The following is a 14,746-nucleotide window of genomic DNA, read 5'->3' as shown; positions in this document are numbered from 1 at the left end:
GGTGATTAGAGCACTAAAAAGTAGGTGGCGAAATTTTTTTTTCAAAACGAAAGGAGCTACCATTGATGGGTATTGTTGGATACAGGATATTGAAATCCCTCATGATTTTGATTCGATTCAACTAGGTCAAGGCTGTGCTTTAGATCGCGGTATTGTATTGCTGTGTAGTGGTGATAATACTGGGGAGAAAAAACTAATGATTGGTGCGAGAACCTATATTAATCGCAATACTTTTCTGGATGCAGCTAAGCTATTAAAGATTGGACAAGATTGTGGCGTGGGTCCCGGCTGCTACATTACCGATCATGATCATGGTCTCAACCCTAATTTGACACCTTTAGAGCAAGAGCTTATCTGTAAACCGACGGTGATTGGCGATCGTGTTTGGATTGGAGCTAATGTCACAATTCTGAAAGGGATTACGATTGGGGATGGTGCTGTAATTGGTGCAGGGAGCGTAGTGACAAAAGATATCCCCGCTCAGGCGATCGCCGTGGGGAATCCAGCGAAAGTCATTCGGATGAAAGGTGAAGCTGAAGTATCTTAATAGTATGATTCTTAATATATAAGCAAAAGTATGATTTTTAGGGTGTTATTGCTAGCGGAAAAAGGATTTATTGTGTTTATCAAAAATTGGTCTAAATAAGTTATGACTACCTGTGATATTAGTGTTGTCATTCCCACCTATCAGCGCCCTGACGACTTAATTGTTGCCATTGAAAAAATCGTAGCTTGTGAACCACATCCTGCTGAAATCGTTGTTCATATTGATTGTGGTGATGAGATTACAAAGCCACAGCTAGAGTCTCTATCAATAGGGAAGATTGATATTGTGATTATTCAGGGTGATCGTCGTGTGGGACCAGGTGGTGGTAGAAACAAAGCAATTAAGCAGGCAAAATATGATATCGTTGCGAGCTTTGATGATGATTCTTATCCGCTAGATTCTGATTATTTCGCAAGGCTTTTAGCACTATTTCAGAAGTATCCTAAGGCCGCTGTAATTGGTGCAGCAATTTACCATCGTAATGAAACTATTTTGCCAGAAAAAGACGAAGTAAATTGGGCACATTCTTTTGTCGGTTGTGGGTGTGCCTATCGTAGAAATCTCTTTTTAAATACTGGTGGTTATGTTGAACTACCTATTGCCTATGGCATGGAAGAGGTGGATTTGTCATTACGATTGTTTGATCAAGATTGGCGAGTTTTAGTTAGTTCATGGTTGCGGGTTTTTCATGATACTGATCTGACACGTCATGGTAGTCCAAAAATCACAGCAGCTAGTATTAGTAATCAAATTTTATTGACCTATTTGCGCTATCCAGTACTGCTATGGTGGATTGGACTAGGACAAACAGCCAATCGGATTTTATGGTTGATTCGTAATCAACGTTTGGCTGGAATTGGAAAAGGATTGATAAATATTCCACGTTTGTTGGTTGAGAATCATCAGCATCGATCTGTCGTGAAAGCCGAAAAATTAAAGTCTTTTTTACGATTGAAACGGCAACCGATATCTGAGCTTTCAGCATAATATTAAGAGTCTAGTCGTGATTTTTTGATTGAGTGATGAGCTGTGATACAACGAATGAAATCAGAAATTCAGTGGTTTTGTTGTCAACTTGGGGCAAGGGAACATTATTCGATTCCTAGGTCTTTAGAGCAGGCAGGCCAGCTTGGAGCATTATTCACGGATGCTTGGGTTAAACCTGATTCTCTATTGAACAAGTTACCAATTAATAGCTTGAAAAGTTTAGGCGATCGCCACCATTCTGCATTAAGTCAGTCCTCTATTTATAGTGCGACAAACCAACTAATTTTGTTTGAAGCACAACAGCGATTACTAAAGACTTCCGCTTGGCCTAGGATGATTGCCCGTAATGATTGGTATCAAAGGCAGATTATACGAAAGCTAAAGCAAATTTCCTCACAATATTCTACTTCTAAAATAGTTGTGTTTTCCTATAGTTATGCAGCATTAGAGATTTTTAAATATGCAAAATCCCAGGGATGGATGACGGTTTTAGGACAAATTGATCCTGGAATTGAGGAAGAAAAAATTGTGATAGCAGAAGCTCAAAAATATACTGATCTAGCTCCAGATTGGCAACCTGTATCATCGGAATATTGGGACAATTGGCGGCAGGAATGTGAGTTGAGCGATTATATTTTGGTGAATTCTGAATGGTCTAGGCAGCTACTGGTGCAAGGTGATGTAATGCCTGCCAAGATTAAGACGGTACCTTTGGTGTATAAAATGCCTTCTAATGCGCAGAATTTTCAGCGACAATATCCTGATACATTTACTGGCGATCACCCCATGCGCGTGTTGTTTTTAGGATTAGTGACTTTGCGAAAAGGGATTCGGGCTTGTTTGGAGGCGATCACTTCATTAATAGAGGACGACACAATCGAATTTTGGTTTGTCGGAAATCAGCAAATTGAGATTCCGGAGGCGTTACGAGATTGCCGAAATATTCATTGGGTGGGAGCGGTTCCTCGCAGCGAAACCGCAAACTATTATCAGCAGGCAGATGTTTTTTTGTTCCCTACTTTGTCCGATGGCTTTGGGTTGACGCAGCTTGAGGCGCAAGCTTGGCGACTCCCAATTATTGCTTCAAAGCATTGTGGTGAAGTGGTTACAGATAATATTGATGGTATCGTCTTAAATGATGTTACTGGAGAAGATATTCAGCAGGCATTGATACAGTTGAAAAATAGCCCAGAACAATTGCGAACAATGTCACAGATGATCCAGCCAAAACCTCAATTTTCAATAGACTCTTTAAGTCAATCCTTACAAACTTTGATAGGGGCAGATTAAAGATTGTTTTCCGAAGTTTATTGTGAAAACTTCTGGTGATTTATCATGAAAGCTTTTTGTTTGCTAATATATCGTCTTTCCTTTTCTTAATGTATAACGATAAATTTAATTTAAGTAACCATATCAAAATGTATTCGACTCCCTCTGGTTTAGACACGAAAAAGAAATTTATAGTATTCTTGCATATTCAAAAGACGGGAGGAATAAGTCTTCAAAGAATTTTTAGGAGAAAACTAGGGAGATCAATACTTGGTAGAGTCATGGGACTCTTGAATCGCCAGACTCCTCCTTCAGAAGTTCGGGAGATTATGCGACAGAAATCAATGAAGGACCGATATTTTATTGGTCATTTCTGTTATGGCATTGATCGAGATCTCCCAAAACCATTGGTATATATGACCTTTCTTCGAGAGCCTGTTTCAAGGATTATTTCTTTATATGAATATTCAGTAAATAATCCAACTGCTTACTATCATGAACATGCTGTTGGAAAAACCCTAGAAGAATTTGCTTTGCACACACCTTTGTTTGAACTCGATAATGGTCAGGTTAGATTTATTGCTGGTGATAGCAATAGCTATTTTATCAATCAAACTCCTGCAGGAGAGTGTGATGAATCGCTACTTGACCTAGCGATAAAACATATCGAGGAAGATTTTGCTCTAGTTGGTTTAACAGAATACTTTGATCATTCAGTTTTATTATTGAAAGAAATTATGGACTGGAATTTCTCTCTTTATCTCAGACGAAATACAAGTAAAAGCAAAGAGAAGTTAAATGTTTCTCCTGAATTAAGAGAGAAAATCAGAGAAAAAAATAATCTTGATGTTGCATTATATGAGTATGCAGAAAAACGTCTCAAACAACAGTTAGCTGAATATCAGTTAGATAATGAGAAAATCATTGCTGATTTTCGTGAGAGAAACGTTATTTTTAATCGCTTGTTTGGGACAGTTTACGGATATTATGATTTCATGAAAGCGTTTGCCAGAGGTCAGATAGGTCGTCCATCCTAATTAGTTTGGTATTACTTTTGGGGTTTGAAACGTAAAGCTTTTATTGTTTTTATTTGATGATTGACATGGAGACTGAATGTCTAATCTAAAGGTTACTTTTTATTCGATCTTACCTTCGCCCTATCAACGGGATTTGTTCGCGGCGATCGCCGCCCGCCCTGATATTTCTCTGCAAGTCAAATATCTTGAAATGACAGTGGATGATTCTCCGTGGCCTCAGAAACCGCTTAATGATTATGAATCTGTGTTGCCAGGAACTGATTTGCGTTGGGGGTCATCACGATTCCATGTGAATTGGCATCTCCCGAATTTTGAGGATACAGATGTTGTCGTGCTCAATGGCTATCAAAGCTTTGTGTCCCAATGGATTCTCCGGACGCAATCAAGCAAAATCCCTTGTATTTTTTGGGGGGAAAAAATGGTTGGTGCTGCCACTGGGGTTAAAGGCGATATTCAGAAAGCGTTTGCTGCCAGTTTGAATAATTGTCGGGCGATCGCCGCGATTGGTGCAGCAGCAGTGGAAGATTATCAAACTCGTTATCCTGATAAACTTGTTGCTCCAATTCCTTATTATTGTGATCTGAAAAATTTCCAAAAAGACATTCCACAACGCCCAAGAGATCCGATTAATATTTTCTTCTGTGGACAAATCATTGCGCGTAAAGGTGTTGATACTCTGCTGCAAGCCTTTTCGCAAATTATTGAGCAGGGATTAAATGCAACGCTTACAATGGTTGGCCGAGAAGCTGAGTTTGCAGATTTTATGGCTGATATCCCTGAATCAGTCAAAGATAAAGTAATTTATGCTGGCTTCCAAGCGCCCGATTTATTACCTGAATTTTTTAATCAAGCCGATATTTTTGTTTTACCCAGTCGTTATGACGGTTGGGGAGTGGTCGTCAACCAAGCAGTGGGAGCCGGTTTACCAATTATTTGTTCCGATGCAGTCGGGTCTGCCGCTGATCTTGTAAAAGATAACGGCATTATTTTTAGCGCAGGTGATCAACAGGAACTTTACCAAGCTCTTTTAACCTATATTAGTAATCCCGAAAAATTAACTGCTGCGAGCCAAGCATCCTACAAAAATTCTTCCCAATGGCATCCAGAAGCTGGCGCAGAACGCTGGGTAAAATTATTTTCTGAAGTGCTCTAGATCTCTACATCTGTTGAATTTCTCAGGGTAAACATTCAAGAATTACGCTACTGCGAGACGGTAAATAAATGTTTAATTGATTGTTAGACAATTGACTCTTTCCGTCGCCATATTTCTGGGCGATCGCCCCATAATTTCCTATGGCATCCAGAGAAATAGTGGTCTGAAGATTGTCAGTGTCAGCATTAATGAAAATGATGATGGTCTGAGAGGATTTGTCATTTTTTAGCTGTCGACTGAAACCGTAAATCTTACCTTCCGCAAAAAGCGTTTGATAATGGCCTTTTTGGAGGGCTGGGTATTGGTGACGTAACTGAATTAGCTCGCGATAGCATTTGTGAATTTCTGATTGCCATGCTGCTTCCTCTGGAAAAACGCGCCGACAGTCTGGATCTATACCGCCGCCTAAACCCACTTCATCGCCGTAATAAATCGAAGGTGCACCAGGAAAGGTCATTAATAGCACTGTACAAAGTTTGACACTCTTAATGGCGGCGGCGATCGCCCCTGATTTTTCCGTTTCTCCGCCTGCGACCGTAAACAATCGCGCGGCATCATGGCTAGAAAGCAGATTCAGTTGAGTGAGCTGAATTTCCCAGTCGTATAGACCTAAAAGATGTTGCATTCTGCGATCATATTCCGCGGCATCAATGGGTTCATATTTTCGATGGAAAGGCCATTCCATCAGCTCTGGCACCACATTGTCCGCTGCAAAGGCGATCGCCTCCTTCGTAAACAGATAATTCATTACCCCATCAAACTGAGTGCCATCCAGCCATTGCCGCGCATCGATCCAGATTTCGCCGACGATGTAGAGGTCAGGATTGATTCTTTTTAGGCGATCTCGGAATTCTTGCCAAAAACCTTCCGCTTCAATTTGTTCCGGCACATCCAATCGCCAGCCATCTATGCCAAATTCAGCCCAATATTCACCCACTCGCATAATATATTCGCGCACTTGTGGATTGTCGTGATTGAACTGAGGCAACGAACGATTATCTATCCAACTGGCGTAATTTGCAGGCAAGCTACCGTCATAAGCTGACACTGGCCACTTGGTCACTTTGAACCAATCTAGCCAAGGAGAATGGGGGCCATTTTCGAGGATGTCATTGAAAAAGAAAAAGCCGCGACTCGCATGGTTAAACACCCCATCCAACACAATTTTCATCCCTCGCTGGTGAGCCGCATCAAGTAAAACTTTTAGAGCACGATTACCGCCCAATAATGGATCAACTTGGTAATAATCGTGGGTGTGATAACGGTGATTACAAGCTGACTGAAAAATTGGCGTGAGGTAAATTGCCGTAATGCCCAGGTCTTGGAGATAATCCAGCTTTTCGATCACACCCCATAAATTACCGCCTTTGTAGCCCTGTAGAGTTGGGGGACTGTGCCATGATTCGAGGGGGACTTGCATGGCTGGTGAAGAAGTCGGTGGTTCAGCTTTGGCAAAACGGTCTGGGAAAATTTGATAGAAAACTGCTGATTTTACCCAATCTGGTGTTTGCACTGGCATCTGTTGTCTTGTCTCTCGTTCATGTCTGCCCTCAGGGTAATGGAGACTATCGCGACTTGAATCAATCCCTTAACAGGCGATCGCCACACTTTGGATCACGCAACATTCTGTGTCAGGGGATTAATACTCGCGGCTGAAACTTTTAAAATTAGATTTATTAAAAACTTGTTTGCCAAGCTGCATAAACCCCAAAATTATTTATGACTGCCAGCACTCCCACCAAGGAAACAGATCTGCGTTCGAAACTCGTGAACGGTATTTTATCTGTCCGTCCGATCGCCGACTTCGCAAAAAATCGCGCTCGACACATGATGATTACCCGTGCCGAAAAATTGGGTGTGCCTTGGCGAAAAAATGTGGAAGAGCTCCAACAGCGTAATTGGCAACCAGAATTGGAGGCGATCGCCGATCCCGCTTTAAAATATCCCGACTATTACACCACTTCTTTCCACGCTTACGAAGAAGGGAACCTCGGTTGGGAACCTGCTCTAGAGGTGGAATCTGCATCGAAAGCAGTTCATTCGACGCTATTTGGTGAACCCACTGTTGAGGGTGATCGTCTGTTACGGGAGAGCTACCAAAATATTCTCAAAGCGCAATTGCCCCAAGCTCCCAAAAAAATTGTTGATATTGGCTGTGGTGTGGGGTTGAGCACCGAAGCCCTACAAGACTTATTTTTTGCAGCACAGGTGACTGGCATTGATCTGTCTCCCTATTTTCTTGCGGTGGCAAATTATCGTTCCGCATCAACCTACCCTCAACTGTCTTGGCTCCATGCAGCGGGCGAGGCGACAACGTTGCCGGATCAGTCAGTGGATTTGGTGTCTTGTTCTTTGGTGTTCCATGAGTTGCCCCAAAGTGCGGCGATCGCCATTTTCCAAGAAGCGAGACGAATCCTAAAGTCTGGCGGTCATTTCGCGATGATGGACATGAATCCGCAGGCTGAAGTGTACCGAACCATGAAGCCCTATATTTTGGCCTTGCTCAAGAGCACTGAGCCCTATCTCGACCAATATTTTTCGTTGGATGTAGGTACTGAACTGGTTCAGTGTGGCTTTGAAACACCATTTTCAAAAGAAAATACGGCGCGTCATCGCACTGTAATTGCCCAAGTAAAAGGCTAAATAATGACCCAAAAAGTGGTAATTCTCGGCGCTGGTATCGTGGGGGCGGCGATCGCCTATGAGTTGAGTTTACGTCCCGAATTTAAAGTCGCGATTCTAGATACCCAGCAGCCCACCCAAGGCTCAACAGGGGCAGCCCTTGGGGTTTTGATGGGGATTATTAGCCGAAAAACAAAAGGTCGAGCATGGCAGCTACGGCGGCGGAGTATGGAGCGCTTTCCTGTCCTATTGGATGAGTTGGCAGTAGCTGGCGCACCAGTGCCCCATAATTCCCATGGCATTCTTAAACTCTTTGATGAAACGACTGACCTTACCAAACTGGAACGACTTCAGCAAAAACGCCATGATGCAGGCTGGCAATTAGAACTCTGGGATCAAGCAAAAACCGAGACCCAATGCCCACAAATTTCATCGAATATCTGTGCTGGTGCAGTGTATTCTCCTCAAGATTTTCAAGTACAACCCATCCCATTGGCGCGATCGCTGCTGGAAGTTGCCACAAAAAACGGTTTATACTCCCACTTTGATATTGCTCCCCCAACTTTAGAATTCGCTCAACAAAAATGTGTTGCGGTTAACTCTGGCGATCGCCGCTGGACTTGTGACTGGTTAATTATCGCGGCAGGGTTAGGTTCCCTTGAAATCACCAAACCCTTACTCGATGATTTTCAGATGAAATCGGTATTGGGTCAGGCCTTTCACGTGAAATTGCCGGATGGAAAACAACCTGATTTTGCACCCGTTGTGAGCTACAACGATATCCATGTAGTGCCTTTGGGAAACAACGAATTTTGGGTAGGGGCAACGGTCGAGTTTCCAGATGAAAAAGGACATCTTGAGGCTGATAAAGCTTTGATGGAAAAAGTCTGGCAAGGGGCGATCGCCTTTTACCCTGCCCTCAAACACGCGGAAATTTTACGCCATTGGTCTGGCAAACGACCTCGACCTGAAGGTCAAGGCGCACCAGTACTCCAACCCCTTAAAAACTATCAAAATATTTTGCTGGCGACAGGCCACTACCGAAATGGCGTACTCCTTGCCCCAGCGACCGCTTTAAAAATTAGAGACTGGCTATTGGCTCCGGAAACGATCCCCTTCTAACCATTTACGAGTGCCAAAAAACTGACAAGCATAACTTGCTACTTCTGCTGCTGATGCTAACGCTGCCACAAAATCCTGTTCAAGAATGTAATGACAAAAAGCACCATGGAAAATATCACCAGCGCCGAGGGTATCCACCACCTTGACCTGAGGCACCGGAATCTCACCGTGGCGATCGCCTTGCCACCATCGAATTGGTCTTTGACCTTGGGTGATTGCGATAGCGCTTACCCCTAGGTTTTGTAAATAAACCACAACATCTGTTTGATGTTTGCAGTTTGGCGGCAAAAAATTCTCTGAACAAATTGCAAAATCGGTGTACTTAAGTACAACATGAAAATTTGGCTTCCAACTACCTGCATCTACCACCACTGGAATACTGAGTTCATTGCTTTTGCGGGCGATCACCGCTCCAGTATCCATCAAATGACCATCTACTAAAATGACATCATATGTATGTAGATTTTGCATCACTGAGGTGTGATCCCCACCAGAAAGACTCTTGGCATTGAGGGAGATCACAGACCTATCCCCTGTTGATTCGGTAACAATAACGGAGGAGATTGGCGGTTCGAGGCTCTTCTCGATATTCATATTTATCATATTTATGCCATGCTGTCTCAGCTCATCCCCAAGCAGTAAACTTAGTTTCTCTGTACCAAGAAAACTGGCTAAATCAGCTTGGGAGCCATGATGACTAAATGTGATTGCTGCATTAGCTGCGGGTCCTCCCACCGTAAAGCAATAATCCATCGCTTCAACTTTTTCGTTCGGTAGCGGTGGACGTGTCGCTAAATAAATTAGATCTCCTGTAATTAAGCCAACAAACAATCCTCGGTTTTTCATTTTTACCTATTGAAAATTTTGTCCTTGAAGCTCTGATGAATTGGCCTTTTATATTGTCCTGTTTTGAAGCAATGAGTCATTCTCTATTGTTTATGACCTATGTTGCTGTCATATTTTTGTTTGTCTATAGTTGGCTACGGGGCAATGCTCAAGGTGAGTTGAGCACGTTGTATTGGTTGAGTCTAGGCATTATTGTCAGCTCGGTGGCAGTGCATGTAGGCGGTCATTTTTTTCATTTTATGCCGGCTAGTGATGGTTACATTGTCCTGGCGATCGCCGTCCATTCTCTGTTGATTGCGGCAATGTTGTTGCTGATGTACCGTTTGCTACCGATTATTTCCTTCATTTTGGATTTAAGACGGTGGCAAACAGTAGAACAAGTTAAGGCTAAATTACGACGCAAGGAAAAAGAACAAGAAGAAACTCAGTTTGCCCTCCGTAATAGCGAAGATCGATTCCGCTCAATTTTTGATCAAGCGGCCATGGGCATTGCCATTGTGAATGTAGATGGTCTGATTCTTGACGCGAACCAAGCTTACTATGACAGTTTTGTTGATAGTGTTTCAGGCTTGCCGCAACGCTATTTCTTTGATGGTGTGGATTTAGAAGGTAGCGCTAAGGATAAAGTGATTCTCTCCGAATTATTTCGCCATAAAAATTCTCCTTACGGCTATACCAAAAGATATTTGCGAAAGAATCAATCGGCTCTGTGGTTTAACGTGCAACTTTCCCTTGTTGAGCCAAAAGCCTCTGATCAAACGCCCTATGCGATCGCCATGCTGGAAAATATCACCCAGCAAAAACAGACAGAACAAGTTTTAATCAAGACCCAAGAACGGTTACAACATCTATTGCAAGTGCGAGCGGACCAGATTTCGCAGATGAATGAAGAGCTCTCGTGGCAATCTAGCCATGACCATCTGACTGGATTGCTCAACCGAGTAGCGTTTGAGCGACATCTGACATCAACCCTAAAATCTTTAGAGCATAACCCTCAAATTACAAAGCACACCCTCTGCTATCTCAACTTAGATCGGTTTAAAGCAATAAATGAGTTGGGTGGCACTTTGGCTGGCGATGAAGTCCTCCGGCAGGTCAGTAAGCTGATCGAAAGTCGTTGTCGTCAAACAGACCAGCTGGCTCGACTCGGTTCTGATGAGTTTGCCTTGCTTCTCCATCAATGTCCCATTGAACAGGCGCAGAAGGTTGCTGAATCCATTGTGGAGCTAATCCAGGATGCTTCTTTTCACTGGGAGGGGCACGAGTATACCTTGAGTGTTTCTCTGGGTTTGGTGCCGATTAATAATGGTTTTGGTGGGGATGCGACTGAGATGATTATGGTGGCAGATGCTGCCTGTACTGTGGCAAAAAAACGCGGGCGATCGCGGATCCATGTGTATGAATCAAATGATCAAGAGTTTGCGAAATATCGCAGTGAAGCTCAGTGGATTCAAAAAATTAAGACTGCTCTTGAGCGAGATGGATTTAGTCTTTATGTCCAATCAATATTGCCGTTGTGTGAAGAGGCGTCTGGGTATCGGCGCTGCGAAATTTTGATACGGATGTTGGGTGATGATGGCGAAGTAATTAGCCCAGGTCTATTTCTACCAGCGGCAGAACGCTACCACTTAATGACGCAAATTGATTATTGGGTGATCGAAAATACGTTGAAGTATTTGGCTGAACATGAGTCCCCAGAGATGAAAAAAGGCGATTGTTACAGCATTAATTTATCGGGGATGAGCATTAATGATGATTCGCTGGTTGATTTTCTACAGACTCAGTTTGAGCGTTATCCGGTGCCAACGGAGCATATTTGTTTTGAGGTGACTGAAACGGTGGCGATCTCTAATTTAAGCCGTGCCAATGAAGTGATTCAATCGATTCGGGCGATGGGTTGCCAGATTGCCCTCGATGATTTTGGAGCGGGGATGTCATCGTTCAATTATTTGAAATATTTACCTGTGGACTACCTCAAAATTGATGGCAGTTTTATTAAAGATATTGTTGATGATCCGATTGACCATGCGATGGTGGAAACGATTAACCGCATTGGTCATGTGATGGGGATCAAAACCGTTGCGGAATACGTGTCGAATGAGGCCATCTTGCAAAAAATCAAGCACATTGGCATTGACTATGCCCAAGGTTACTGTATTTCGCGGCCTATACCTTTATCCCGAGAACAGGCTCAATTAACGTAAAATTTGAGCTTATCCTCTATTTTCACTGACTTTTATCATTTGGTCTTGATGTTATGACTGATGGCACGCTGTATCTCGTTGGGACTCCTATTGGTAATTTGGATGATATGACCTATCGGGCGATCGCCACGTTAAAAGCTGCGGATCTGATAGCAGCGGAAGACACACGACATACAGGCAAATTACTCAAGCATTTTCAGATTACAACGCCTCAAATTAGTTACCACGACCATAATCGCCAACAGCGTGCTGGACAGCTTATCGACAAAATGAAAGCTGGAGAGGCGATCGCCTTAGTGAGTGATGCAGGTATGCCTGGTATTAGTGACCCTGGGTTTGAGTTGGTAGTGGCGGCCATTGCTGAAGAGATCCAAGTGGTGCCAATCCCTGGTGTCAGTGCTGTAATTACGGGTTTAGTTGCTTCTGGTTTGTCGCCAGAGCAATTTGTTTTTGCTGGATTTTTACCGACCAAAAAGAAACTGCGTCTACAGCAGCTAGAACAACTCAAAAGAGAACTAAAAACGCTCGTTTTTTATGAAGCGCCCCACCGTCTCCTAAAAACATTGCAGGAATTTCAACTCTGTTTCGGTGGCGATCGCCGAATTGTATGTGCTAGAGAATTAACGAAATTACACGAAGAATTTTGGCGGGGATCAATTCAAGAGGCGATTATCCACTATCAAACTCAATCACCAAAAGGAGAATTCACTCTTATCGTTGCAGGACAAACCGTTACTGCACCTACCGAAATTTCAGATGCGGAAATCCTTGCCCAACTTCAACAGCGGATTGCTGAAGGAGTAAGTCCTTCCCAAGCTAGCCGGGTACTTGCGCAAGAATTAAAGATTTCTAAACGCCGAATTTATCAGCTGAGCCATACATTGGAACAGCCAGAATTCTAATTATTTTTTACCGTTAATTACGAATTTGCCCGCTCAATGCGTTCTGCATCATCAGCAAGAGCTTGGTATGTAAACTCTTCAACAGCACCTGGCTCGCCAAGAGGATGGGGGGTTTCGTCATTAATCGTGATCATCACAGCACCCGCATTACCCGTGCGAATCTTGATACTCTCGTCGACTACCCACTGCTTTTGAGTGCCTTTCGGTAATGTCCCTTCAAATTCTGTTTTGCCGTCTACCTCAACGCGCATCCAAGCATTCTCTTGGGCTTCGATATCAATCACAATTTCACTAGCATCAGCGATTGTAGACTCTGGCAAACTGTCCACCAAGGCTGTCATCGGATCAATTGATTCAGATGCTTGAGGCTTTGGAGCTGCCTGTGGTTGTTTTATTTCACTAACTTCTGTTGCTGTTTCGAGCTGTGGGTCGAGACTCAGTCGAGGGGTTTTTAGATTATTGGCTAGGGATTGTACTGTCGTCACAATGACAACGAGGTACACAACATAGAGATGAACTGGGCGTAAATGAAACTGCAGAGTAAGCCTTTTCCAGAATGGGAGTTGCCAGCCATGGGGTTTTTCGTCCACTGGAAATTGCGCGGCGATCGCCCGAGAATCGAGACCTAAACATTCCGCGTAGCGCTGGATTAGACTACGCACATAGATCGGTTCGGGTAGTCTTTGGAGTTCTGCAGCTTCTAGATGTCGGAGGAGAGTGGCACGAATTTTAGTTTGGCGCGCGACAAAATTAAGCGTCCGTTTTTGTTCAAGGCGGGCGGCTTGGAGCTGGCTGCCAATCTCAATAAGACGTTCTTGTTGCTGAGTCAAAATATCCGAAGTGATCTCCTTCATACTGAATGCTCCCGATGCGAGACGGGCAATTTTGGTGAGGCTTGAGTGGGTGTGGGTGTTTGCAGTTGACGAAGTTCAGAATCAGTTAGGGGACGAGCGTGACCTCGTTGGAGATTTCCTAATTTGATGGAGCCGATAGCAGAACGATGGAGGCTAATCACGGGATAACCTAATTGTTCGGCGACACGGCGGATCTGACGATTCCTTCCTTCGGTAAGCATAATATCAACACAAGTTTTACCTTGGTTAATCTTTTTTAGCGTAATTTTTGCTGGAAGGGTTTTTCGCCCATCTAAAATTACGCCATTTCGCCATGTTGTCAGGGTGCTATCGGGGACGATGCCTTTGAGCCAAACGCGGTAACGTTTGCTGACATGATAGCGGGGATGGGTCAGAGCGAGGGTCAAGTCACCATCATTAGTCAGGAGTAATGCGCCGGTTGACTGGGCATCAAGTCTACCAATGGGATGCATTCCTTGTCCCTGTTGTAAGTCTTCTGGCAACAATGTCAACACTGTTGGGCGATCGCGAGGATCGTAACAGGTAGAGACGACGCCTTTGGGTTTGTGAATCAGATAGTAATGACTGCTAGGGCGTTGGGTCGGACTAATCTTTTTGCCATCAACATATAGATCGTCTATGGCGGGATCAGCGCGATCACCCAGTTGAACTACTTCACCGTTTAGGGTGACACGTCCAGCGACAATCATTTTTTCTGCACTTCTTCGGGAAGCGATACCCCAATGTGCCAGAATTTTTTGGACTCTTTCAGTCATTTGGGCGTTGACAAAACGAACTTGTCAAGTTTTTTGTCGATTAACCTTCACAAATCTTAGCAGGTGTTGGTTGCGATGTCGGTGTGTTTTTGGTAAAGGTCACTGTGCTCAAAATTTAGTAGATGCGATGACGGGAGACAGTGGGTGTCGGGCTAAGTCCGAAGGGGTTGAGAAAGAAAGAATAAAAATAAATCGCTTATTCTGGTTTGCCTGTGCCGCCACAGAGTTGACAGGTGGTTTCGTATTGAACTTTGCCAACGCAGTCGCGAATCGATACGTAACCTTTACCCTCACAGTGGTTGCAGATTGGTTGGAGGTTTGTCGTCATAGTTTTGGGTCGTGAGGTTCTACAAGGATAATTTAGTCGGCATCCGTAACAATCGCACAATAAATTAGGCTTTAATAAAAAATTCCGAACTAAAGCGAT

Annotated in this window: 14 protein-coding genes; 10 read left to right on the top strand and 4 right to left on the bottom strand. The window is 43.6% G+C overall.

The annotated features are described in order from the left end of the window. The first annotated feature begins 1 nt into the window (after position 1). The 5 genes from LEPTO7376_RS04255 (at position 2) to LEPTO7376_RS04235 (ending at position 4,993) form a co-directional block, all read left to right on the top strand. A complete protein-coding gene (locus LEPTO7376_RS04255; RefSeq protein WP_225901172.1) occupies positions 2-547 on the top strand; it encodes an acyltransferase in 546 nt (181 codons plus the stop codon). Between the two features lie 102 nt (positions 548-649). Further along, entirely contained in the window at positions 650-1,534 is an 885-nt protein-coding gene (locus LEPTO7376_RS04250) for a glycosyltransferase family 2 protein (protein ID WP_015133017.1), read from the top strand. A gap of 54 nt (positions 1,535-1,588) precedes the next feature. Beyond that, positions 1,589-2,824 (top strand): glycosyltransferase family 4 protein, encoded by a 1,236-nt coding sequence (locus LEPTO7376_RS04245; protein ID WP_015133016.1) that lies wholly within the window; start codon positions 1,589-1,591, stop codon positions 2,822-2,824. 89 nt (positions 2,825-2,913) lie between these two features. Further along, positions 2,914-3,840, top strand: a complete 927-nt coding sequence (locus tag LEPTO7376_RS04240; RefSeq protein WP_015133015.1) for a sulfotransferase family 2 domain-containing protein — start codon at positions 2,914-2,916, stop codon at positions 3,838-3,840. A gap of 76 nt (positions 3,841-3,916) precedes the next feature. After that, positions 3,917-4,993: a glycosyltransferase family 4 protein gene (locus LEPTO7376_RS04235; protein ID WP_015133014.1), complete on the top strand. Its 1,077-nt coding sequence runs from the start codon at positions 3,917-3,919 to the stop codon at positions 4,991-4,993. 22 nt (positions 4,994-5,015) lie between these two features. Here the strand turns inward: LEPTO7376_RS04235 and LEPTO7376_RS04230 are convergent, their stop codons facing one another. After that, on the bottom strand, positions 5,016-6,512 hold the full coding sequence (locus LEPTO7376_RS04230) for a glycoside hydrolase family 13 protein (RefSeq protein ID WP_015133013.1): 1,497 nt from the start codon (positions 6,510-6,512) through the stop codon (positions 5,016-5,018). Positions 6,513-6,712: 200 nt separating this feature from the next. Between LEPTO7376_RS04230 and LEPTO7376_RS04225 the strand changes: the two genes are divergently transcribed. Together LEPTO7376_RS04225 and LEPTO7376_RS04220 are read left to right on the top strand one after the other, a co-directional pair. Then, positions 6,713-7,636, top strand: coding sequence for a class I SAM-dependent methyltransferase (locus LEPTO7376_RS04225; protein ID WP_015133012.1), 924 nt, complete (start codon positions 6,713-6,715; stop codon positions 7,634-7,636). A gap of 3 nt (positions 7,637-7,639) precedes the next feature. Then, positions 7,640-8,737 carry an FAD-binding oxidoreductase gene (locus LEPTO7376_RS04220; RefSeq protein WP_015133011.1) on the top strand — a complete coding sequence of 366 codons (1,098 nt, stop codon included), beginning with the start codon at positions 7,640-7,642 and terminating at the stop codon, positions 8,735-8,737. Here LEPTO7376_RS04220 and LEPTO7376_RS04215 read toward each other — a convergent pair. Continuing rightward, entirely contained in the window at positions 8,708-9,583 is an 876-nt protein-coding gene (locus LEPTO7376_RS04215; RefSeq protein ID WP_015133010.1) for a PfkB family carbohydrate kinase, read from the bottom strand. The genes LEPTO7376_RS04220 and LEPTO7376_RS04215 overlap by 30 nt on opposite strands. A gap of 71 nt (positions 9,584-9,654) precedes the next feature. On the opposite strand from LEPTO7376_RS04215, the gene LEPTO7376_RS23175 reads away from it, so the two are divergent. Further along, positions 9,655-11,787 (top strand): bifunctional diguanylate cyclase/phosphodiesterase, encoded by a 2,133-nt coding sequence (locus tag LEPTO7376_RS23175; RefSeq protein ID WP_216700281.1) that lies wholly within the window; start codon positions 9,655-9,657, stop codon positions 11,785-11,787. Between the two features lie 53 nt (positions 11,788-11,840). Further along, positions 11,841-12,689: a 16S rRNA (cytidine(1402)-2'-O)-methyltransferase gene (gene rsmI / locus LEPTO7376_RS04205; RefSeq protein ID WP_015133008.1), complete on the top strand. Its 849-nt coding sequence runs from the start codon at positions 11,841-11,843 to the stop codon at positions 12,687-12,689. Between the two features lie 17 nt (positions 12,690-12,706). Here rsmI and LEPTO7376_RS04200 read toward each other — a convergent pair whose 3' ends face one another. Both LEPTO7376_RS04200 and LEPTO7376_RS04195 read right to left on the bottom strand, forming a co-directional pair. Further along, positions 12,707-13,543, bottom strand: a complete 837-nt coding sequence (locus LEPTO7376_RS04200) for a helix-turn-helix domain-containing protein (protein WP_015133007.1) — start codon at positions 13,541-13,543, stop codon at positions 12,707-12,709. After that, the gene (locus tag LEPTO7376_RS04195; protein WP_015133006.1) at positions 13,540-14,319 is read right to left on the bottom strand and encodes a pseudouridine synthase; all 780 of its coding nucleotides are present in this window, start codon (positions 14,317-14,319) and stop codon (positions 13,540-13,542) included. Before LEPTO7376_RS04195 ends, LEPTO7376_RS04200 begins: the two co-directional genes overlap by 4 nt. 70 nt (positions 14,320-14,389) lie before the next feature. On the opposite strand from LEPTO7376_RS04195, the gene LEPTO7376_RS26190 reads away from it, so the two are divergent. Next, entirely contained in the window at positions 14,390-14,662 is a 273-nt protein-coding gene (locus tag LEPTO7376_RS26190) for a hypothetical protein (RefSeq protein WP_160148378.1), read from the top strand. Positions 14,663-14,746 lie beyond the last annotated feature (84 nt).

This window comes from [Leptolyngbya] sp. PCC 7376 (assembly GCF_000316605.1).
Taxonomy (GTDB): Bacteria; Cyanobacteriota; Cyanobacteriia; order Cyanobacteriales; family MRBY01; genus MRBY01.
This window is presented reverse-complemented; position numbering and strand designations above follow the sequence as displayed.